The 23,027-nt window shown below is 35.2% G+C and carries 24 protein-coding genes; 21 read left to right on the top strand and 3 right to left on the bottom strand.

Annotated features, from left to right (window positions below):
• Window positions 1-9: 9 nt before the first annotated feature.
• Entirely contained in the window at window positions 10-171 is a 162-nt protein-coding gene (locus tag RTW14_RS07070; protein ID WP_312649005.1) for a DUF1540 domain-containing protein, read from the bottom strand.
• A 191-nt stretch (window positions 172-362) separates the two neighbouring features.
• Between RTW14_RS07070 and radC the strand changes: the two genes are divergently transcribed.
• From radC to minD, 6 genes are read left to right on the top strand one after another with little or no spacing between them, the layout of a single operon-like run.
• Window positions 363-1,040 (top strand): RadC family protein, encoded by a 678-nt coding sequence (gene radC / locus RTW14_RS07075; protein WP_312649006.1) that lies wholly within the window; start codon window positions 363-365, stop codon window positions 1,038-1,040.
• A 51-nt stretch (window positions 1,041-1,091) separates the two neighbouring features.
• Window positions 1,092-2,123 (top strand): rod shape-determining protein, encoded by a 1,032-nt coding sequence (locus RTW14_RS07080; RefSeq protein ID WP_312649007.1) that lies wholly within the window; start codon window positions 1,092-1,094, stop codon window positions 2,121-2,123.
• 13 nt (window positions 2,124-2,136) lie between these two features.
• Window positions 2,137-2,955 (top strand): rod shape-determining protein MreC, encoded by an 819-nt coding sequence (gene mreC / locus RTW14_RS07085; RefSeq protein WP_312649008.1) that lies wholly within the window; start codon window positions 2,137-2,139, stop codon window positions 2,953-2,955.
• Complete coding sequence (gene mreD / locus RTW14_RS07090; protein WP_312649009.1) at window positions 2,952-3,461, top strand: rod shape-determining protein MreD; 510 nt, start codon at window positions 2,952-2,954, stop codon at window positions 3,459-3,461. Before mreC ends, mreD begins: the two co-directional genes overlap by 4 nt.
• Window positions 3,446-6,238 carry a penicillin-binding transpeptidase domain-containing protein gene (locus RTW14_RS07095; protein WP_312649010.1) on the top strand — a complete coding sequence of 931 codons (2,793 nt, stop codon included), beginning with the start codon at window positions 3,446-3,448 and terminating at the stop codon, window positions 6,236-6,238. Before mreD ends, RTW14_RS07095 begins: the two co-directional genes overlap by 16 nt.
• Before the next feature lie 18 nt (window positions 6,239-6,256).
• The gene (gene minD / locus RTW14_RS07100; RefSeq protein ID WP_312649011.1) at window positions 6,257-6,985 is read left to right on the top strand and encodes a septum site-determining protein MinD; all 729 of its coding nucleotides are present in this window, start codon (window positions 6,257-6,259) and stop codon (window positions 6,983-6,985) included.
• A gap of 65 nt (window positions 6,986-7,050) precedes the next feature.
• On the opposite strand, the gene rodA is transcribed toward minD, so the two are convergent.
• Window positions 7,051-8,157 (bottom strand): rod shape-determining protein RodA, encoded by a 1,107-nt coding sequence (rodA, locus tag RTW14_RS07105; RefSeq protein ID WP_312649012.1) that lies wholly within the window; start codon window positions 8,155-8,157, stop codon window positions 7,051-7,053.
• Between the two features lie 242 nt (window positions 8,158-8,399).
• On the opposite strand from rodA, the gene rny reads away from it, so the two are divergent.
• The 11 genes from rny (at window position 8,400) to RTW14_RS07160 (ending at window position 19,460) form a co-directional block, all read left to right on the top strand.
• Window positions 8,400-9,953, top strand: a complete 1,554-nt coding sequence (gene rny, locus RTW14_RS07110; RefSeq protein ID WP_331654413.1) for a ribonuclease Y — start codon at window positions 8,400-8,402, stop codon at window positions 9,951-9,953.
• 74 nt (window positions 9,954-10,027) lie between these two features.
• Window positions 10,028-11,410 carry an MATE family efflux transporter gene (locus RTW14_RS07115; protein ID WP_312649013.1) on the top strand — a complete coding sequence of 461 codons (1,383 nt, stop codon included), beginning with the start codon at window positions 10,028-10,030 and terminating at the stop codon, window positions 11,408-11,410.
• A 73-nt stretch (window positions 11,411-11,483) separates the two neighbouring features.
• Window positions 11,484-12,671, top strand: a complete 1,188-nt coding sequence (locus RTW14_RS07120; RefSeq protein WP_312649014.1) for a cysteine desulfurase family protein — start codon at window positions 11,484-11,486, stop codon at window positions 12,669-12,671.
• Between the two features lie 40 nt (window positions 12,672-12,711).
• Window positions 12,712-13,902: a tRNA uracil 4-sulfurtransferase ThiI gene (thiI, locus tag RTW14_RS07125; RefSeq protein WP_312649015.1), complete on the top strand. Its 1,191-nt coding sequence runs from the start codon at window positions 12,712-12,714 to the stop codon at window positions 13,900-13,902.
• A gap of 109 nt (window positions 13,903-14,011) precedes the next feature.
• The gene (gene spoIIAA / locus RTW14_RS07130) at window positions 14,012-14,395 is read left to right on the top strand and encodes an anti-sigma F factor antagonist (RefSeq protein WP_312649016.1); all 384 of its coding nucleotides are present in this window, start codon (window positions 14,012-14,014) and stop codon (window positions 14,393-14,395) included.
• Complete coding sequence (gene spoIIAB, locus RTW14_RS07135) at window positions 14,385-14,822, top strand: anti-sigma F factor (RefSeq protein WP_312649017.1); 438 nt, start codon at window positions 14,385-14,387, stop codon at window positions 14,820-14,822. Before spoIIAA ends, spoIIAB begins: the two co-directional genes overlap by 11 nt.
• Window positions 14,812-15,555: a sigma-70 family RNA polymerase sigma factor gene (locus RTW14_RS07140; protein ID WP_312649018.1), complete on the top strand. Its 744-nt coding sequence runs from the start codon at window positions 14,812-14,814 to the stop codon at window positions 15,553-15,555. Before spoIIAB ends, RTW14_RS07140 begins: the two co-directional genes overlap by 11 nt.
• A gap of 287 nt (window positions 15,556-15,842) precedes the next feature.
• Window positions 15,843-16,988 (top strand): acyl-CoA dehydrogenase, encoded by a 1,146-nt coding sequence (locus RTW14_RS07145; RefSeq protein WP_312649019.1) that lies wholly within the window; start codon window positions 15,843-15,845, stop codon window positions 16,986-16,988.
• 20 nt (window positions 16,989-17,008) lie between these two features.
• Window positions 17,009-17,809, top strand: coding sequence for an electron transfer flavoprotein subunit beta (gene etfB / locus RTW14_RS07150; RefSeq protein WP_312649020.1), 801 nt, complete (start codon window positions 17,009-17,011; stop codon window positions 17,807-17,809).
• A gap of 20 nt (window positions 17,810-17,829) precedes the next feature.
• The gene (locus tag RTW14_RS07155; protein ID WP_312649021.1) at window positions 17,830-19,110 is read left to right on the top strand and encodes an FAD-binding protein; all 1,281 of its coding nucleotides are present in this window, start codon (window positions 17,830-17,832) and stop codon (window positions 19,108-19,110) included.
• A gap of 137 nt (window positions 19,111-19,247) precedes the next feature.
• A complete protein-coding gene (locus RTW14_RS07160) occupies window positions 19,248-19,460 on the top strand; it encodes an ATP-binding protein (RefSeq protein ID WP_312649022.1) in 213 nt (70 codons plus the stop codon).
• On the opposite strand, the gene RTW14_RS07165 is transcribed toward RTW14_RS07160, so the two are convergent.
• Entirely contained in the window at window positions 19,444-20,037 is a 594-nt protein-coding gene (locus RTW14_RS07165) for a Maf family protein (protein ID WP_312649023.1), read from the bottom strand. The genes RTW14_RS07160 and RTW14_RS07165 overlap by 17 nt on opposite strands.
• Before the next feature lie 237 nt (window positions 20,038-20,274).
• Between RTW14_RS07165 and spoVAC the strand changes: the two genes are divergently transcribed.
• The 4 genes from spoVAC to RTW14_RS07185 all read left to right on the top strand — a co-directional run bounded on the left by spoVAC (window position 20,275) and on the right by RTW14_RS07185 (window position 23,002).
• Window positions 20,275-20,742 carry a stage V sporulation protein AC gene (gene spoVAC / locus RTW14_RS07170; protein WP_312649024.1) on the top strand — a complete coding sequence of 156 codons (468 nt, stop codon included), beginning with the start codon at window positions 20,275-20,277 and terminating at the stop codon, window positions 20,740-20,742.
• Window positions 20,743-20,757: 15 nt separating this feature from the next.
• Complete coding sequence (locus tag RTW14_RS07175) at window positions 20,758-21,855, top strand: stage V sporulation protein AD (protein ID WP_312649025.1); 1,098 nt, start codon at window positions 20,758-20,760, stop codon at window positions 21,853-21,855.
• A 14-nt stretch (window positions 21,856-21,869) separates the two neighbouring features.
• The gene (gene spoVAE, locus RTW14_RS07180) at window positions 21,870-22,223 is read left to right on the top strand and encodes a stage V sporulation protein AE (RefSeq protein WP_312649026.1); all 354 of its coding nucleotides are present in this window, start codon (window positions 21,870-21,872) and stop codon (window positions 22,221-22,223) included.
• Between the two features lie 146 nt (window positions 22,224-22,369).
• Window positions 22,370-23,002, top strand: a complete 633-nt coding sequence (locus RTW14_RS07185; protein ID WP_312649027.1) for a DUF4125 family protein — start codon at window positions 22,370-22,372, stop codon at window positions 23,000-23,002.
• Window positions 23,003-23,027 lie beyond the last annotated feature (25 nt).

Genomic DNA, 23,027 nt, shown 5'->3' on the forward strand with positions numbered 1-23,027 from the left:
AGCATGACCTTATTTAACTTCAAAGGATTTACAATCTGTACATTGGTCTTGTGTTGGGTTTTTTTCATGGGTTCCCACTGTTATAGAATTAAGTGAACAATAATTCTGGCTATTTGCGTGATGTCTACACTGTTCTACTGTACATTTAATACTTTCATTTACAAAATTCATATTAGTACCTCCTAAGTTTAGTTTTCTATTTTAGTATGTCAAAAATCATAAAATTTATTAATAAATTTGAAATAGTTTTTCTCTTGTATAAGCCTCATTAAAATGCTACAATATAAGATACGAATAATTGGGGAATTAAAAATAAGGGGGCGAGAGATATTGCATCTTTTATGATGCAGGGGGAAAAACACATGATAATAAAAAAACTTCCAGTAGATGAAAGACCTCAAGAGAAATTGGTTATTTATGGTAATTCGGCGTTATCAAATGCAGAGCTTCTAGCAATCATTATTAGAACTGGAACTAATAACAAATCAGCAGTGACTCTTGCAAATGAGATTCTAGCATACAAGGAAAATGGAATTGCTTTTCTAGCAGAATGTGTACCAGAAGAGTTGGCAGAAATACAAGGTATTGGACAAGTTAAGGCCTGTCAGATAGTAGCAGCCATTGAACTGGGAAAGAGAATTGCCACAAAACCTAAAGAAATGAGAATCAATGTGAACAACCCGGAAGCAATCGTCGACCTTTTTATGGAAAAAATGAGATACTATAAAAGGGAGTTTTTTAATGTTGTAATACTTAACACAAAGGGTGAAGTAATATCTGTTGAAAATGTTGCAATTGGCAATTTAAATTGCACTATTATTCACCCAAGAGAAATTTTTTGCAAAGCAGTTAAAAAAAGTGCATCAGCTGTTATTTTTGTACATAATCATCCTAGCGGGAATCCTACGCCAAGTAGAGAAGACATAGATATTACAGAAAGACTTATTAAAGCTGGTGAGGTATTAGGAATTAAAGTACTTGACCATATAATAATTGGTGACGGCACTTTTTTAAGCTTTAGAAATAAAAGTCTTATGTAATTGTCCAAGCTTTTTTAGGACAGGAGAACAATACGTAGTGGAGGATTTAGTATGTTTTTTAGAAATGATATGGGTATAGATTTAGGCACAGCTAATACTTTAATATATATGAAAGAAAAGGGAATAGTATTGAATGAGCCATCTGTAATAGCCATGGATAAACTTAGTAACACGGTTATGGCAACTGGAACAGCGGCAAAACGTATGATCGGTAAAACACCGGCATCTATTGAAGTTGTAAGACCTTTAAGAGAAGGTGTTATATCTGACTTTGATATGACTGCGGAGATGATTAGAGTATTTATAAGAAAGGCATTAGGAAACAAAAATTCTAATAACCTTCGCATTTCCATAGGTGTACCTAGTGGGGTTACAGAAGTAGAAAAAAGAGCAGTTGAAGAAGTTGTAAGACAAATGGGAGCAAGAGAAGTATATATTCTTGAAGAACCTATGGCAGCAGCCATTGGTTCGAATCTGGCTATTGATGAGGCAGAAGGCTGTATGATTTGTGATATTGGTGGTGGTACTACTGATATTGCCATTATTGCTTTAGGTGGAATCGTAACAAGTATTTCATTACGATATGCTGGAGATAAATTAAATGACGCTATTGTAGCGTATATGAGAAAAACTTTTAATTTGGCAATTGGAGATAAGACAGCAGAAGAATTAAAAATTAAAGTTGGCTGCGCTATGATTGAAACGGATGAACAGGGTAATGAAATCACCATTACAGAGCAAGCAAGAGGAAGAGATATTATTTCAGGGTTACCTTCAACAGTTGAAGTAACAAACAGAGATATGTTGATTGCCCTTGAGGAGTCTGTGGAAATTATTATTGATGGTATAAAATCCACTCTAGAAAAAGCGCCGCCTGAAATAGCAGCAGATATAGTGAATAATGGATTAGTATTGTCTGGTGGCGGTGGTATGCTTTCTGAGCTGGATAAATTAATTTCTCAGAAGACTGGAATGAGTGTCACCGTTGAAGGAAATGCTTTTGAAGCAGTTGCCTTAGGCACAGGAAAAAGCTTAGAAAATTTAGAGAAATTGAAGAGATACGCTTGCGTATCAAGAAGATAGGAAAATACTTAAAATGAGGTTTATTAGAGAACATAAATTATTTAGTCTTTTAATAACAGTTGTACTTGTATTGTGCATTATCATGATTGTTTCTTATAAAACTGGTGGAACGAATAGTTTTATTGGAAATATATTTCAAACAGGTACAACAACTATTCAGAAGCCTTTATCCAATGCAGGTACTTCTGTAAAAAGTAATATAAGAGGCATTTTTAAGTTTAAACAGGTAGTAGCTGAAAATGAAAAATTGAAAAATGAAGTGAGTGATTTGCAGCAACAGGTTATAGATCTTACTTTAAAGAAAAATGAGTTGCAGCAATTACAAGAGTTATCTAATGCGCTTAATTATGAAAGTGTCAATAACAACAATAATTTAGTTACTGCAAGTATTATATCTTTAGATGGCTCAAACTGGTTTAATCTATTCACTATTGACCGAGGTACAGAAAGTGGCATTAAAAAGGATTGCATCGTAGTAAATGGAGATGGCCTGGTAGGTAAAGTCCTAGAAGCTGGTAATGGATGGTCAAAGGTTGTTTCAATTATTGATGAATCAAATAGTGTAAGTTTTATGGTACTTAGAGATATGAGCCTAATAGGTATAGTATCTGGAGATAGTAAGGGATCATTATCGGGATTTTTGCTTGATAATAAGGCAAGTGTTATAGAAGGCGATGTTTTGGTTACCTCAAACATGGGATTATATCCTGAGGGAATTAAGATTGGTAAAATTCTTAAAGTAGAATACAATAGTGATACACAGCTTAAAACCGTGAAGATAAAACCGAGCGTTTCCTTTAAAAGTTTACAGAAGGTGGCGGTTATAATATGAAAATGAGATTTGCTGTCATCATTTTTGGGGTTGCATTTTTATTGCAAGGAACGGTGTTAAATTTATTTTCAATTAATGGAGCTACTCCAAATTTAGTTTTATGTTTGGTTATAATTTTTTCATTTTTATATGAGGATAGCAATGGGCTTACTTTGGGAGTAGTTTTTGGTCTGCTTATAGATACATGTATGTCACAGTATGTGGGAGTATCAGCATTTTGTTATTTAATAGTGAGTTTGATAGTTATTAATTTAAGAGAGACTATTAATAAAGAAAATCTTGCTTCAGTTATAATTGTATCAGTAGGGTCAACTCTGATATTTAATTTTATATACTTTATAATATATGCATGTTTTGGCAGTACCTATTCGTTATTATATTGGTTAAAACTTCAGCCAATATATATAATTTATAATTCAGCAGTTGTATTCATATTGTACTTAATTTTTATAAAGAAAGTGGTTAAGTATAGAAATGATAGGTATTTAATATGGAAAAAGTACTAAAATCAAGATATGGTCAAATTGTCTTTGTAATTACAGTACTTATGGTTGTGTTATTTCTAAGACTTTTCATTTTAACAGTAATGCAGAATGAAGAGTGGAAAGATAAAGCTACCAATATAAGTACAAAAAGTATTTATACAAAAGCTCCTAGAGGAGAAATTCTTGATAGATATGGAAGAGTTGTTGCAGGCAACAGACAGGCTTTTACACTGCAGATTAATGCAGGAGATTCCAGTGATGAGGAATTAAATAAAGTATGTAGTGAAGTTGTTAGAATTTTAGAGAAAAATAATGAGGATTTTTTTGATAATTTACCCATTATTATTACAGGAAACAAATTCACATATACTTATCAAAATGATATAGAAGAGTGGCTCACTGCGCAAGAAATGCCAATTACATTTACGGCAAAAGAAGCTTTTGATGAATTGAGAGTACGATATGGAATTGATGAGTCTTTAGATAAATATGAGGCTCAGACAGAATTACAAAATGTATATAAGATATATCCACCTATATCCGTAAAAAACATGAGGTTTTCAAAAGACTTGGATAAAGAAAGTTTCTTAGGCAGATACAGTTTAGACAAAGAAACACTGACTGAGGAAAAAGCCAAAAAAACAGAACTTTCGGCAAAAGAAGCGTTCTATCGTCTAAGAGATTATTTTAAAATAGATCCTATGCTGTCAAATGAACAAGCCAGAAAAATAATTGTCATTAGAAATGAAATGAAGTCAATGGGCTTCAGAAAGTATTTACCCGCTGATATTGCAAAAGGAATTTCTGACAGTACTATTGTTGAAATTGAAGAAAGAAGTGCGGAATTACCACAAGTAAAAGTAGTATCAGAAACTAGAAGATATTATCCAAATGCAAATACAGCATCACATATCTTAGGGTATTTAGGACAAATTTCAGAAAGTGATAAGGAATATTATGTAGATACGTTGGGTTATAACTCAAATGACCTTATTGGGCAGAATGGTATTGAAAGTGCTTATGAAACTTCACTGAAGGGAAAAGATGGCATAAAAAATGTTCAAGTAAATGCAGTGGGAGAGTTGGTAAGAACAATTAGTGAAACTGAACCACAAAAGGGTAAAGATGTTTATCTGACTATGGATGTAGAATTACAGAAGACTGCTGAAGATGCTTTGGAGCAGGCACTAAAACAAATTCAGGTAGGTGGTACTTTTCAAAGCCAATATGGTAATTATCACTACTCTAAAGCATATAAGAATGCTAATGTTGGAGCAGTAGTTGCTATTGAAGTAGAAACAGGAGATGTATTGGCTATGGCTAGTGCTCCTGATTTTGATCCGAATCTATTTGCTACTGGAATTAGTAAAGATGACTGGAATGCACTGCAAAGCCAAAACCCTAGAGATTCTATGGCACCTGCACCTTTATATAATGTAGCCACTATGACTCCTGTACAACCCGGATCAACTTTTAAGATGGTTACCGCCACAGCTGCGCTAGAGGCAGGTCTTGATCCTAACAAAAAACTATATGATGGTGGACGTATAATGGTAGGAAACCGGCCGTATGCTTGTTTAATCTGGCATAGAAATGGTGGATCACACGGATACGTTAATTTAGCTGAGGCGTTAGAAGTATCCTGTAACTATTACTTTTATGATATTGCTACAGGTAAGGATTTTTATAAGGGAGTCAATCTAGGATACCGAACACCTATAAGTATTGATATTATAACATCTTATGCAGAACAGTATGGACTTGGAAAACCAACGGGAATTGAAATACCAGAACGAGTTGTAGGGGTTCCTACTGCTGAGAAGAAAATGGAACAGATGAAGTCAAGCTTAAGGTCTGATTTAAAAAGTAAAGCAGAAAAATATTTTGATAAAAACACAGTGAAAGATGAAAGTAAATTATCAAAAAGCATTGATATTATCGTGAACTGGACAGATGAAAACCCAACTAAAAATCAAGTTGTTGATCGGCTTACAAAGCTAAAATTAGGAGTAAAGGAAAACATGATAGATTCCTTGGCGGACTTGTGTAAATATACCTATTTTAATTATGCAGCATGGACTTTGGGTGACGAATTTAATATAGCAATTGGTCAGGGTGAAAATTCTTATACGCCACTTCAAATGGCAAATTATGTTGCTACTATAGGAAATAAAGGTGTTCATAATAAAGTGAGCCTAATTAAGGCAATTGAAGGGCAGAAACCTATAGAAAAGGAACCTGGAACAAAAATAAAATTAAGTGATGACAGACATTTAGATGAGATCATAGAGGGGATGAAATTGGTTGCAAATGGACCTAAGGGAAGTCTAAAAGGTGTATTTGGTAATTTCCCTGTAGAAGTAGCAGGAAAATCTGGTACGGCAGAAAGGTCAGGAAAAATGCATCCACCTGATGAGGTGGCGTATATCCAAAAACATTTAAGACAAATAAATTCAAGGCTTTCATGGGAACAAGTAGAAACAGAGATGAAACGTCTAATGAAAAAAGAGCCTGACACTTATAGAACTAAAGACGGAGCGGTAAGACAGGCAGTGATTAATTTAAGTAATGGTACTGTTGATTATGAAAAAATAGATGCTTATAAGAGTAATTATGATAACTTTGCTTGGGTTTTAACAATGGCACCCGCGGATAAACCTAAAATTGCCGTGGCTGTTATGATTGTTCAAGGTGGTACAGCTGGGTATGCTGCTCCAGTAGCTCGTGAAGTTATAGGCAAGTATTTGCAATTAGATAAGACTTACGAGGATTTCAATTTAAATACAACAATACAATAAACTAGGAGGCAATAAAATATGGGCAAAGTTATTTTGATAGCATCAGGGAAGGGCGGTGTAGGAAAGACTGTTTTTACTACAAATGCTGGTGCCGCATTAGCACAGAAGGGATATAAAGTAGTTCTTATCGATATGGATATGGGACTGCGTAATCTTGATTTGTGCTTAGGCCTTGAAAATAAAGTTGTCTATGATATAGCTGATGCTTTGACAGGACTTTGCAGAATAAAGCAGGCATTAATACGAGATCGAAGGTTTAAAGAGCTATACTTGATTTCTGCTGCCCACCATAGAGACAAGGGGGACTTGACCCCTTTACATATGAAAATACTTTGCGAAAAGCTTAAAGAAAGATTTGATTATATTCTGGTTGATGCACCGGCAGGTATTGGCGAGGGCTTAAAGCTTGCGGCGGCTGGGGCCGATTCAGGTGTAATAATTACAACACCTGAACATGTCGCAGTAAGAGATGCAGATACATTAGATAAAACTTTACGAGAGCTAGGAATAAAGGAGAGAATGTATATTGTAAATAAAGTAAAAGCTGATTTAATGAGCTTGGGTGTTGTACCAAATATTAGTGAAATAAATGATATTCTAAAACCACCTATGGCTGGAATCATCCAGTATGATGACAATATACATATTGCTGCTAATAATGGTATCCCAGTAGTGCTAAAAAAGGGAACATACATAGAAGAGAATTTTAATAATATAGTTGAGCGAATTATTAGTACGGAAGAGTAATAAAAATAAAAAATACAGGGTTCACAGAACCCTGTATTTTTTTATTTTGTATAAATCTGATTCCTTTAGAAATTAATTAATTTACTTCGTATTCCAACATTTAGTATGAGTCCTAAGGCAATCATATTTGAAAGTACAGATGAACCACCATAACTGATAAAAGGAAGGGTGATACCTGTAACTGGCATGATTCCCATAGTCATGGCTATGTTTTCAAAAACTTGGAATCCAAACATTCCGATGAATCCAACGGCTATAAGGGCACCAAAATTTTCCTTTGCATTATTGGCAATTTTAGCAATTCTGTATAAAAACAAGGTGTATAGTCCTATTATAATAGCACCACCAATCATGCCTAACTCTTCTACGATTACAGAATAAATAAAGTCAGATTTCTGTACAGGTAAAAATTTGAGCTCTTTCTGAGTACCTTGAAACAATCCTTTACCTAAAAAACCACCTGAGCCAATGGCAACTTTTGACTGCCATACCTGATAATTTCCTCCAAGACCCAGATTGGTAGGGTGCAGAAATGCATCAATTCTTTCTTTTTGATGGGATGCCATAAATCTGTACACAAGAGGAAGAGAAATAGTGAAAATGCATGTAAATTTACCTAAAATTCGGTAATCGATTCCTGCATAAAAAACCATTGCCAGCCAGATGAAACAAAGCACTATTGCACCGCCTAAATCTTCTTTTAATACGATAACAATAAATGGTGAAGCATAAAGCGCTGACATAATCACCCCTTTATAATTCCATAAGTTATCATGCTTACGAGAAAAATATAAGGCCAGGAGTATAACAAAAGTAATTTTTACAATTTCCGACGGTTGAAAATTCATAATTCCTAAATTAATCCAAGCCCGGGAACCATATTGCTCAACACCTAAGCCAGGAATATATACAGTTAACAGTGTCATCAAAGAGCCAATGTATAGCGGCTTTTCCCAATTTTCAAAAACCTTATAATCAATAAGGAGTATAAAACCGACTGCAATAAACCCTAAAAGGTACGCGACAAGTTGTATAGTTACATATTTGTCAAATACAAAATGCCCTTGGGAAGCAGTACTACTAATCATCATAATACTGATAGCCGCAAAGCATAGGGGTAAAAATAGTAAAATTTTGTCTATATTCTTAAATAAATTCCAAAAATACTTCATAGTTTGCCTTTCATTAATCTTGACATTGAGTTGCTTTAAACATTATAATAGTATTGTGTAATTATATCAATAATTAATTAATAGTAATGCAAAGATTTATTTCGCTGTTGGCATTGCCACAGCATAATTTTTGTAAATCCGAGTGATTTATTCGGATTATGTTTTTGTCTTAATTTTGTGTAAATATGCAAAATGAGGACAAGTTGGAGTTATGTATTGAATGATATATATGATAAGAGGAGGTGTTTTATATTACAGACATACTGATTAATGTACTAGTTGGGTTTATTGCCTTAGCCCTAGGGTTATTGGTTGGATATATAGTCAGAAAAACTGTTGGAGAGAAAGCCATTGGAAGTGCTGAACAGAAAGCAAGAAATCTGATTCTTGATGCTGAGAATAAATCTGAAACTATCAAGAAGGAAATCACTATAGAAGCCAAAGAAGAAGCTCACAAAATGAGAAATGAAATCGAGCGTGAAGTTCGAGAAAGAAGAGCAGAAATTCAGAGATCAGAAAAAAGATTAATTCAAAAAGAGGAAACCCTAGATAGAAAAATAGATAATCTGGAGAAAAAAGAAGAAAGCATTACACAAAAAGAGCAATCATTAATTGACAAACAGAAAGAACTAGATGGATTTATTGAAAAGCAAATGAAAGAGCTTGAAAGAATTTCAGGGTACACTGCTGAGGATGCGAAAGCGATATTACTTGCTAACGTAGAAAAGGATATCAGAGTTGAAGCATCCGTGATGATTAAAGATATCGAGTCAAAGGCTAAAGATGAAGCAGATAAGAAAGCAAAGGAAATTATTACTGGAGCTATTCAGAGATGTGCTGCTGACCATGTGGCTGAAAGTACAGTTTCTGTAGTGGCGTTACCAAATGATGAAATGAAGGGAAGAATCATTGGTAGAGAAGGTAGAAATATCCGAGCTATTGAAACTTTAACTGGAATTGACCTAATTATTGATGATACACCAGAAGCTGTTATTTTATCGGGTTTTGATCCAGTTAAGAGAGAAATTGCAAGAATTGCACTGGAAAAATTAATTGTAGATGGAAGAATTCATCCAGCTAGAATTGAAGAAATGGTAGAGAAGGCTGAGAAAGAAGTTAATGCTATTATTAAAGAGGCTGGAGAACAAGCAACTTTTGAAATTGGCATTCACAATTTCCATCCAGAACTTATAAAATTATTAGGTAGATTAAAGTATAGAACGTCTTATGGTCAGAATGTTCTTAATCACTCCATTGAAGTTGCACATTTAGCAGGCTTAATGGCAAGTGAGCTTGGTCTGGATTCTAAACTTGCAAAAAGAGCAGGTTTGCTGCATGATATTGGTAAAGCTCTTGACCATGAGGTTGAAGGTACCCATGTTGACATCGGTATCGATGTCCTTAGAAAGTATAAGGAATCTGAGGCAGTTGTCAACGGTATGGCAGCTCATCATGGAGATTATGAGCCAAAGAGTCTTGAAGCTGTTCTTATTGCAGCAGCAGATGCACTTTCAGCAGCAAGACCTGGAGCAAGAAGAGAAACTCTTGAATCCTATATTAAAAGGCTTCAGAAACTAGAGGAAATCGCAACAACAACTCCTGGAGTTGAAAAGGCTTATGCTATTCAGGCAGGCCGAGAAATTAGAATAGTTGCTAAACCAGATGAGATTAAGGATGAGGAAATTGTATTCTTAGCACGAGAAATCTCTAAGAAGATTGAAAGTGAACTTGAATATCCTGGTCAGATAAAGGTTAATGTTCTTCGAGAGACAAGAGCCATTGATTACGCAAAATAATTAGTTACAAAACTTAGGACCCTGCAGATTTTACTGCAGGGTCTTTTAACAATAAAATACATAAAGGTGATAATTTGAAAAAATATTTAAATGATGAAAATAAAGGGCAGAGTCTGGACCATAGCGAATCTTTTTATAAAAAAATGTGGTTGGTGGCAATACCCGTTGTAATACAAAACGTTATAAGTATCGGACTTAATATGATAGATATTTTAATGATTGGCAGAGTAGGAGAAAAAGAACTGGCAGCAGTAGGTTCCGCAAACCAGATATTCTTTATATTTAGTATGTTATGCTTTGGGTTTTATAGTGGTGCAGCAGTGTATGTTGCCCAATACTGGGGAACAAGAGATATAGCAAACATAAAAAAGGTTATAGGGATAGACTATGCAGTAGGTCTTTCCTTAGCTATAGTTACTTTTCTAATAGCTATGCTGTTTGCACCAAATCTTATATGGCTATTTTCGAGAGATAAAGAAGTTATTGAATTAGGTGCTGAATATCTTAGGACGGTATGTTTTTCTTATATTTTGATAAGTATAACATTTGTAATGGTATATAATTCACGGGCAATTCAGAAATTAAAAGCGGCCACCATTATAAATGGAGTTGCTATCGCTATAAACACAATTTTAAATTACGGTTTAATATACGGAAATTTTGGCATGCCGGTTATGGGGGTAAAAGGTGCAGCTATAGCTACTGTTATAGCAAGAATTGTGGAACTTATTAGTTTTGTAATATATATTTATATTCATCGTAATCACCCTTTTCACGGAAATTTCAAAGAACTTTTTTCCTTTGATAAAATTATGTTTAAAAATGTTATGAAGACTGCAGTGCCGGTTGTATTTACTGAAGGCGGATGGGCAGCAGTAACATCCCTAACTTTTGTGGCTTATGGAATGCTTGGAGCCACAGCATTAGCCGTTATTCAGGTAGCAGAAGTAGTGGCGAATTTATCCCAAGCGGTTTATTTTGGACTAGGTAATGCAACAGCAGTTATAATAGGAGAATCATTAGGAAGAGCAGATACTGAAGCCGCGTTTAAATTTGGCGGTATGGCAATAAAAATAACCTGGGGACTAAACATAATGGTGACCATACTTCTAATTACTTTAAGCAGGCCTATAGCGGCAATATATCATTTTAATAGTGAAACAACACATTTACTTATATTAGTAATGATTGCATGGGCATTTACAACAACTCCCAAAATGCTTGCGTATGTTCTTATATGTGGTATCTTAAGAGCAGGAGGCGACACTTTATACAGCCTTGTAGTAGATTTGTCTTGCAATGTTGTTATACAGCTTTCTATAGCTTTTTTTAGCGTACTTGTCCTAAATTTACCACTTTATTGGGTAGTTGCATTAGTTGCTACTAGTGATTTAGTGAAAACAATAATTTGTTATAAAAGATATTACAGTAAAAAGTGGATGAACATAATTACCTAATATGATATACTAATATGAATGCAAATTTTTCAATTGGTTAGTATGCATTTTAGATTTGAGAGGTTTATATATAATGTTTGTATATTTAGATAACAGCGCAACGACGAAACAGTATGACGCTGTAACAGATAAAATAATTGAGTATATGCGAGAAGACTTTGGTAATCCGTCTTCATTACATAGGCTTGGAATTACCGCTGAAAAGGCAATAAAATTAGCCAGAAAAAGTGTGGCAGAAGCTATGAATGTTCGTGACGATGAGATAACTTTCACATCAGGGGGAACGGAGGCAGACAATACTGCATTGATTGGTGCAATGTCAGCCAGAAAAAGACGTGGTAATAAAATTATTACCACAGCAGTAGAGCATCCTGCGATTTTAGAAACAGTCAATAGACTAAAAAATCAGGGATTTTCCGTAGAATATTTAGATGTTGATGAGAAGGGATTAGTGGATATCAAGGGGTTGCAAAGGGCTCTTACAGAAGACACCATACTTGTTTCCGTAATGGGAGTAAACAATGAAGTTGGGACAATTGAACCTATAAGGGAAATGGTTCAGATTAAAAATGAGTATAACAAAGCAAAGGGTACAGACATTCTTTTTCATACAGATAGTGTACAAGCTTTTGGGAAACTCCCAGTTATATCCAATGGCGTAGATATGATTTCTGTCAGCGGTCATAAAATACATGGTCCTAAAGGGATAGGCGCTTTGTATATAAGAAAGGGACTTATGATAGAACCTTATTTAATTGGGGGAGGCCAAGAGAAACATATGAGATCTGGTACAGAAAATGTTCCAGCTATAGCTGGATTTGGTTTAGCTGCAAAAATAGCAAACGGTAATTTTGAGAATCGTATCAAGAGTATGTCTAGGGTAAGGAACTATTTGCTAGAAGGTATTAAAACTGAGATAAAGGATATAAAAATGAATAGTCCAGAAACGGATAGCTTAAATTGGGAAAGTGGAATGTGCAGCCCTTCTGTGCTAAATATATCGTTCTTAGGAACAAGAGGAGAAGTTCTGCTTCATACACTTGAACAGGCGGATATTTATGTGTCTACAGGTTCAGCATGTTCTTCTAATAAGAAAGGTCAGAGTCATGTGCTTAAAGCTATGGGTTTAAATGATACGGAGATTGAAGGCGCAATTCGATTTAGTTTTAACGAATTTAATACCATACAGGAAATGGAATATGTTTTGGAAAAATTAAAAACGGCAGTTGCCAAGTTTAGAAAACTAGGCAGTTTTAGATAGAATAAAATAGAAATTGATGGCATAGAAAGGAATAATATAGATGACGGATGATAGAAATATATTCATAGTAAGATGTGGTGAAGTAGCTCTCAAGGGTTTAAATAAGCCATATTTTGAAAGAATGCTTGTTGAAAGAATTAAGAAAATGCTAAAAAAGTATGACGGAGCTGAGGTTAAACGGCATGAAGGCCTAATTTTTGTTAGAACGGATAAAAGTTTTTCTAAAGGGGAAATTATTGGACAAATCTCAAAAGTCTTTGGAGTTGCTTCGATCAGCCCTGCGGTGGAAGTAGAAACAGATATTGATAAAATAGGTGAGGCAGCTGTTAAGGTAATGCTTGAACTTATTGAAGAAAAAGGTGTTCAGACTTTTAAAGTAGAAGCCAAACGTGCAGATAAAACATTCCCGATTCAATCGCCAGAAATTGGTAGAATCATTGGAGCAAAGATTTTGATTGGATGCAAAGTACTTAAAGTCGATGTACACAATCCAGAATGTTTACTGTTTGTTGACGTAAGAAGGGATAAATCCTATATTTATGAGCAGAAAATATCAGGATTTGGAGGACTTCCATTAGGTACAAATGGCAAGGGAATGATTTTACTGTCAGGAGGTATCGATTCACCAGTGGCAGCATGGATGATGGCTAAGCGAGGCATGATGATTGAAGCTGTACATTTTCATTCCTATCCTTATACTAGTGAAAGAGCACAGGAAAAGGTAGAAGAATTAGCAAGCATTGTAGCAACTTATTGTGGCAGATTTAAAATGCATGTTATAAATTTACTACCGATTCAGGAGGAAATTGTACAACATTGCCCAGAAGAAGAAACTACTATTTTAGTGCGCCGTTTTATGATGAGGATTGCAGAACGTGTGGCGGAGGAAAAAGGCTGCACAATGCTTATTACGGGAGAAAATTTAGGACAGGTAGCAAGCCAGACTGCAGAAGCAATTGTAGTTACTGATGCTTCAGTAAAGATGCCTGTCATGAGACCACTTATTGCTATGGATAAAGTGGATATTATGGCAAAAGCACAGGAAATTGGTACTTTTGAGACTTCTATTCAGCCTTACGAGGATTGTTGTACTGTATTCTTGCCTAAGCATCCAACAACAAAGCCTAAGATTGAAAAAATATTAGAATCGGAAAGCCGTATTGATGTGGAAACACTTATTGAAACGGCTGTAGCATCAAAAGAAACTGTAAATATATTTCCTCAAGATTAGTTTCGACAAAAATAGAATTAAACCCCCTTATTCTCTTAAGGACAAGTCTTCCCACAAGTAATATAATGAAAGTGTTGGAAATGCTTGCAGAGTGTGAGGGGGTTTTGTAATGCAGACTTATTTGGATTTTCAAATGAAGGACGATGTTTTAATAGTCAATATTGTAGGGGACCTGGATCATCACCAGGCCACGCAAGCTAGAGAGGAAATTGATAGAACCATTGAGGCGTTTAAAAGCAAACATCTTATTATGGACTTTTCAAAAGTTGAATTTATGGACAGCTCTGGAATAGGAGTTGTGATGGGAAGATACAACAGAGTAAAAGAAAAGGGAGGAGAAATTCTTATAATTGGATGCTCTAAATATGTAAAACTTATTTTGGAGATGGCAGGTATTTTTACAATAATGGGCTGCTGTGAAAGTCTTAATGAAGCACTGGAAAAGTTCCAATTTATAGATGAACAGATGGAGGTGTCAGGCAATGGTAAATAAGATAAAAATAGAATTTTTAAGCCTGTCTGTGAATGAAAGCTTCGCAAGAACTGCAGTGGCAGGATTCTTTTCTGAACTTGATCCTACAATTGAAGAAATAGCAGAAATAAAAACCAGTGTATCAGAAGCGGTAAGCAATGCTATTATACATGGGTATAAAAGTGAAAACACGGGTATCGTAACGGTGGAATGCAGTTATGATGAGAACAGAAAAATAGTCATATCAGTTCAAGATAATGGAGTTGGCATAGAAGATATCCAAAAAGCAAGAGAACCATTATTTACTACAGGAAGCCCTGAAGAACGAGCAGGCATGGGTTTTACTGTAATGGAAAGTTTTACTGATCATGTGGAAGTTACATCAAAACTGGGAGAAGGAACAAAGGTTTTGATGATAAAGAAATTGGATGCAGGGTATGAGTTATAATTACACTGCAATAAAAAAAGAAGATACATATGCCTTAATAGAAAAAGCTAAATTGGGTGATGAAGCAGCCAGAGAACTTTTGGTTTCACAAAATACGGGACTAGTGAAAAGTTTAGCACTAAAGTATGTGGGATCAGGATATGAACTGGAAGATTTAATTCAAATAGGTTATATGGGTTTACTTAAGTCCATAGATCGTTTTAATTCCACATATGATGTAATGTTTTCTACCTATGCGGTTCCTATGATTTTAGGAGAAATAAAAAGGTATATTCGAGACGATGGAAGAATCAAAGTAAGCAGACAAATAAAAATGGATATAAAACACATGAAGCAGGCTAGAGATGAATACTATTATAAAAAAGGCACGCCGCCTAAGTTAAGCGAACTGGCCGCTGAAATGGAAATACCTATTGAAAGATTGTTAGAAATTATGGAGGCAGATGATGCTTTGTGTAATCTGCAAAGTATTGACGATCCGGAAAGTGCACGACAATACAGTTCTGAAAAAAGCGATAAGTTTGAATCCGCAGAAGAGAATATTGTAGATGTTATATACTTAAAAAGCATTATAGGAAAACTTGAAGAGAAGGAAAGAAAAATTATAGTGCTAAGATATTTTAAAGATATGACTCAGCAGCAAATTGCTAATTTATTGGGGATATCACAAGTACAAGTATCTCGTATAGAAAAAAGAGTATTGGAAAATATTCGTTTAGGGTGCGAAAAATAATTATTTTAACAGGGCAAAGTCAAATCTTGCCTTGTTTTTTTGTTAGAATTTGTCAGAATAATCTGATTATTACACAAAAACAAATAATTTTATATAAAACCCATGAAATATGCTAAAAAGTGCTTGCAAATATAGGTGAAGTGGTGTTAAATGTATAGTATATGCTGTTATATATTTAACTAACATAAGCTTATGATAAAAAGTATAAAACTAAAGTACATAAGCGAACAAAGGGTCACTTTTACATATTAAAGTGCGCCATTATTATAATTTAAGGAGGCATTTACATGAACTTTCAACTAACGAAAGAACAAGAATTTGTAAGAAAAATGGTAAGAGAGTTTGCTGTTAATGAAGTTGAACCGTTGGCTGCTGACATTGATCAGGAGCATAGATTTCCGGTTGAGACTGTTGAAAAAATGGCAAAGTATGGTCTGCTAGGTATTCCATTTTCTACTGAATATGGCGGAGCTGGTGGAGACCACATCTCATATGCTATCACAGTAGAAGAATTGTCAAGAGTATGTGCATCAACAGGTGTTATCTGTTCAGCTCATACATCACTTTGCTGCTGGCCTATTTTTGCATGGGGAACAGAAGAACAGAAGAAAAAGTATTTACCTGATTTATTATCAGGAAAGAAATTAGGAGCTTTCGGTTTAACTGAACCAAATGCAGGTACAGATGCTGCTGGACAGCAGACAAGAGCCGTAAAAGATGGTGACGATTATATCCTAAATGGAGCTAAAGTATTTATTACAAATGGTGGATATGCTGAAACATTTGTAATAATGGCTATGACTGATAAATCAAAGGGAACTAGAGGCGGTATTTCTGCATTTATCGTAGAAAAGAGCGACGAAGGTTTCTCAATTGGTAAGACTGAAGATAAGATGGGTATCTGCGCATCTTCAACTACAGAACTTATTATGCAGAATTGCAGAATTCCTGCTGACAGAATGTTAGGTGGCGTTGGTGACGGATTTAAAGTTGCTATGTCAACTCTTGATGGCGGCCGTATTGGTATCGCTTCACAGGCATTAGGTATTGCACAGGGAGCATTTGACGTTACAGTTGAATATATGAAGGCTAGAAAACAGTTTGGTAAGAAGCTTTCTCAGATGGAAGCTCTTCAGTTTGAAATTGCTGACATGAAGACTCGTATCGAAGCTTCAAGACTTCTAATTTACCAAGCAGCAGATATGAAGGACAAACATCTTAATTATGGTCCTAAGTCTGCTATGGCTAAGTTATTTGCTGCAGAAACTGCTATGTACGTAACAACTAAGGCTGTTCAGTTACACGGTGGTTATGGTTACACTAAGGACTACCCAGTTGAAAGAATGATGAGAGACGCTAAGATCACTGAGATCTATGAAGGAACATCAGAAGTTCAGAAGATCGTAATCGCTGCATCAGTATTTGGTAAATAAAGAAGAAGGAGGAAATAGAAATGGCATTTAAAATTATCGTATGCGCAAAGCAGGTTCCTGATACAAACGTTATTAAGATTAACCCTAAGACAGGAACTCTTATCAGAGACGGCGTACCTAGCATTTTAAATCATGATGATGCTAACGCTTTAGAAGAAGCATTAAAAATTAAGGATCAGTATCCTGATACACATATTACAGTTATCACTATGGGACCTCCACAGGCTAATGACTTATTAATGGAATGTTTAGCTAAGGGAGCTGACGAAGGTATCCTAGTATCTGACAGAGCTGTTGGTGGTTCTGATACATGGGCTACTTCAAACACTCTTGAAGCAGCAGTTAAGAAGGTTGGAGAATTTGACCTTATCTTCGCTGGTCGTCAGGCTATCGATGGAGATACTGCTCAGGTTGGACCTCAGCTTGCTGAAAAATTAGGAATACCTCAGGTAACTTATGTAGAAGAATTTAAAATGGATAAGAACATGAAGGATATCACTGTTAAGAGACAGTTAGAAGATGGTTATGAAATAATCAAACTTCAGACTCCTTGCATGCTTACTACTATTAAAGAACTTAACGTTCCTAGATACATGTCAATGGCTGGCATCTTCGGAGCTAAGAATAAGGAAATGAAGGTTTGGAACGCAAAGGATATCGAAGTAGATTTAACTAAGGTTGGTCTTGAAGCTTCTCCTACAAACGTATTCAGATCATTTACTCCTGCTCCAAAGGGCAAGGGTGTTACAATTGAAGGTGACACAAATAATGATATTGCAAAGAAGCTTTTAGTTAACCTAAAGGGTAAGCATGTAATCTAAGAAGGAGGAGGAATTTTATAATGGCTATTCAAGTAATTAAAGATAAATGTAAAGGTTGCCAGCTTTGTGTAAAAGCATGTCCATTCAATGCTATTGATATGGAAGGTAAGCTAGCTGTAATTAATGAAAAGTGTACAGCTTGTAAAGCTTGTATCGCAAAGTGCCCATTCAATGCTATTGAAAACACTGGTAGCGATGAAGTTGTAGATTTAAGTGCGTATAAGAATATTTGGGTATTCGCTGAACAGAGAGACGGAAAGTTAATGAACGTAGCTCTTGAATTAATTGGTGAAGGTTATAGACTTGCTAAGGAAATCAGCGAAGATACAAAAGTTTGTGCTGTTTTAGTTGGTGATGGAATTGCTAACTTAACTGACGAATGTTATGCTTATGGTGCTGATGAAGTAATTCTTATTGAAGATCCTCTTCTAAAGAATTTCACAACTGATGCTTATACTAAGGTTATCACAGATGCTATTCACGAATATAAGCCTGAAATCGTACTTTATGGTGCAACTCATATTGGTAGAGACTTAGCTCCAAGAGTAGCAGCTAGATGTAACACAGGTTTAACAGCTGACTGTACAAGACTTGACGTTAAAGTATCAAGCTACATTGACTTCGCTAAGAAGAACACTACATTAGATACATCAACATTAGACCCTAATGATCCTTCAACAGGAATCAAGCAGACTCGTCCTGCTTTTGGTGGTAACCTAATGGCTACAATTATTTGTCCTAGAACTAGACCTCAGATGTCAACTGTAAGACCTGGAGTAATGCAGAAGAGAGAAAAGGTTGATGGCGCTAAGGGTCAATTAGTAGTATTCAAGCCAGCGCTTACAGCTGCTGACATTAAGACTACTATTGTTGAAATTGTTAAGTCAGCTAAGGAAATGGTATCATTAACTGATGCAGATATTATCTGTTCTGCAGGTAGAGGTATTGGTGATGCTTCTGGTTTCGATCTTATGAAGAAGTTCGCTGATAAAGTTGGTGGAGTTGTTGGTTCATCAAGAGCTTGCGTTGATGCTGGATGGATTGATCATTCACATCAGGTTGGCCAGACTGGTACAACTGTAAAGCCTAAAATTTACTTTGCTTGTGGTATTTCAGGAGCTATTCAGCACTTAGCTGGTATGCAGACTTCTGACATCATTGTTGCTATCAACAAGGATGCAGATGCTCCTATGATGGAAATTGCTGACTATGCAATTTGTGGAGACCTTTATAAGGTAATCCCTGAAATCATGGCTGAATGGGACAATGCTGAAGCTCTTTATGATGCTTCAACAAAATAAGCTTTGAGATTTTTATAATATTAAAATAAAAAATCCGGCAGGTTTCTGCCGGATTTTTTAACAAGATAGATTATTATCCATTTGTGTGGGTATATAATATTCATTAACGTTATTAACTTATGGAAGGGAGTATAAATATGATTTCAGAAGAAAACAAGAACATCCAAAAAAAAGAGGTGGCACATATTGACGAAAAAAAATGTATAGGTTGTGGCAGTTGTAAACGAAATTGTGAATTTGAAGCAATTGTCAGAGGCAAAGATTATTATATTGTTAATGAAGAAAAATGTGTCAGCTGTAAAGTGTGTGCTTCTAAATGTCCAGCAGATGCAATCACTTATGGTTCATAAAAATTTTATTGTATTCTTTTTCTATTCTATTCCATGGGAATCCTATTACATTATTTAAATCACCTTCAATATGGTCTACATATTTGCCAAAAGTTCCTTGAATGGCATATGCACCTGCTTTATCATAAGGCTCTGGTGTATCTAAATATGCATTTATTTCTTTTTCTGTATAATCTTTAAAAAAAACTTTTGTTATTTCATAAAAACAATGTCTTATAGAAGTACCTGCTTGTAATATGCATACGCCTGTTGCTACATAATGGGCTTCTCCTTTTAAATTCCACAGAATATCGTAAGCATCCTGCCTGTCTTTTGGTTTACCAATAACTTTATCTTTATAAACCACAGTGTCAGCGGCAATAATAACAGGATTATTGTGATTTGATTCTAAAACTTTTTCTTCAACAAATAAGGCTTTTTTTAGTGCAAGATACATAACAGCATCCTGCATCTCTGATCCTTGGGGAATAGTTTCATCAACATCGGCGGGCATTATAGTTGGATATATGCCATTCTGATGCATTATTTCAATGCGCCTAGGTGATGATGATGCTAAAATAATATTCTCTTTATTCATTATATAAAATCTCCTTGAATGTTATAGTACAGAAAAACTGTATCAATTATGAGAAACATTATATCATAAATTTAATAAAAACTATGATATAATCTCCCATCCATCTTCCATCTTTTTTGTGATAGCAATAGACAATTAGTAAAATACTCAAAAATGACAAATACACATCTATGTGTAAATTAAAAAATATGGGAAATACTATAACAGAATTGTAAGACGGTTTGAAGGGAGATATATATGGAAAATAAAGAAGAGCAAAAGAAAAAGGTAGCAAAAGCTTATGAAAAATATGCAGATCAATTTACACCTAAGCCGAAATATTTTGCAAATTGTGTAAGAGCTTTTTTATCAGGAGGAATTATTTGTCTTATAGCTCTTTTCTTAAGTAATTCTTTTATTGCAAATGATATGAATAAAGATACAGCAGGGAGCTTTGTAACTATTATTTTGATATGTACAGCTCAGCTTTTAACAGGAATAGGTGTATTTGATTCTATTGCAAAATTCGCTGGAGCAGGGGTGATTGTACCAATTACGGGGTTTGCAAATTCTATGGTGGCGCCAGCTATTGAATTTAAAAAAGAAGGCTTAGTTTTAGGTACAGGTGCGAAACTTTTTAGTTTAGCGGGCCCAGTGCTTGTGTGTGGTATAAGCGCAGCTACAGTTATAGGAATGATTTATTGGGTAATTGAGAGATTTTTTTAAGGAGAGGTTAAGGGAATGACATTAAAAAAAGCGAATAATAAAATAGGAAAACAGACTTTAGTTTTTTCCAATAGACCCATTATTGCAAGTGGTAGCGCTATAGTAGGAGTTAAAGAAGGACAAGGGCCATTGGGGAATTGGTTTGATATGGTGTTAGAGGAAGATACCTTTGGAGAAAAAACCTGGGAAAAATCAGAAAGTAAGATGTTAAAAGAAGCTGTAAAAATGGCTATGACCAGAGGAGGAAAAAATCAGTCGGACATTGATGCTATACTTACCGGCGATTTATTAAATCAATTAATGTCGTCAGCTTTCATGGCGCGTGATATGCAAATCCCATTTATAGGTCTATATGGGGCATGTTCAACTATGGCTGAAAGCTTATTAATGGGAAGTGTTTTAATAGATGGAGGATATGGAAGTAATATAGTTACAGGGGCCTCCAGTCATTACTGCACGGCTGAAAGGCAGTTTAGAATGCCGCTTGAACACGGTAATCAGAGACCACCTTCAGCGCAGTGGACAGCTACTGCTGCAGGAGCAATTTTGCTTGAGGGTAATTGCAATCAAATAATGGAAGAACAAAAACCCATGATTATAGATAATAGTAAAGGAAATCCCGTTACCGAAAAAACAGTAGTCATTACTCATGGAACTCTAGGAAAAATTATTGATACTGGACTTAAAGATGCAAATCAAATGGGAGCAGCTATGGCACCTGCTTTTGTAGATACTGTGCTGAATCATCTAGAAGATACGGGGAGAAAACTATCTGATTACAACATGGTTCTAAGTGGAGACTTAGGACATATTGGAAAGCAGATAGCTATAGATTTGTTAGCAGATGCAGGTATACCTATGAAGGATTTAATAAATTGTTACGACGATTGTGGTGCAATGATTTATGAAAAAGAGCAGGATACCCATGCCGGTGGCAGTGGTTGTGGATGCTCTGCAAGTGTTTTTGCAGGATATGTATATAAAAGAATGAAAAAAGGAGAACTTAAGAGAATACTTTTAATTTCCACAGGAGCTCTATTATCTACAATTAGTCCAGGACAAGGGGAATCTATACCTGGAATTGCCCATGCGGTATCCATTGAAACCTGTTAGAAAGGGGAGTTATTATGGAATATTTATATTGTTTTTTGATAGGTGGGATAATATGTGTTATTGGTCAGATTTTACTTGATACAACTAAGTTGACTGCCCCTAGAATATTAGTTATTTTTGTTGTTTCAGGGGCAGTATTACAAGGGCTAAATTTGTATCAGCCATTAGTTGACCTGGCAGGAAATGGTGCAACAGTCCCGTTGCCTGGATTTGGATATGCATTGGCAAAGGGGGCCATGGAGGGAGCAAAAGATGGATTTTTAGCAGCATTAACTGGTGCAGTAAAAGATACTGCAGCAGGAGTCACCGTGGCCATTGTGTTTGGATATATCATAGCAGTTATATTTAACCCTAAATCTATTCGATAGATTTAGTAAATATCTTAATTTTTTCTGCCGTTGCTTTAAATTTTAGCAAGGGCAGATTTTCTATTTTGTATAAATTATTATAGTTACAAAATTAACAGATGGTGGTACTATATAAATAAAAAAAGATTTTGAATTGAGGAAATATGATGTTTGGATTTAAAGATGAGGAAGAGAGAGCAGCCGTTGTTGAGGGAATCATTAAGAGTGAATGGAATATGTTTCAAAAGGTGGATAACATAGGGGGCAGAGCCAGTTGCCAAAACGACTGGGAGACCTTCCATATTATGAGATTTAGTCAATATAGTGCATGGAACGATCTAATGATAAAGAGCTATGCAAAGGATATAGAAAACGCAATCAGACAAGGAAGAAATTTAATTACAGAAAAGTATGCTTTTATGATGGAGTTTACAGATCCACAGTACTACAAGCAAGCACTAGAGCCACATTTGCCAGCTATTGATTTAGATACTATGAATATGATAGAAGAAGTTGCCTGGTATATGGTTGACTGTGAAAAAGAGATTGCATCTAAATTTCCAAGACTGAGCAATTCGGGCAGACCCATTGAAGCACAAGGGGATGTTACTGGATTTACATCTGTAGAAACTTATGCAAAGGGTGAACTGAAGACTTATTCAAAGGATACTTTGAAACTTTATTTAGATTATGTCAGATCAAATAGGGCAGCAGGAAAAAATCTTGCTATGATAGTACAGGATACAATGATAAAAATGTATGGATATGATTCTATACAAGATGCAGAAAATAAGCTGTAAGTTTTACAAATAGATTGGATGATGA

This window comes from Aminipila sp., from assembly GCF_032051575.1.
In the GTDB taxonomy this organism is placed as follows: domain Bacteria; phylum Bacillota; class Clostridia; order Peptostreptococcales; family Anaerovoracaceae; genus Aminipila.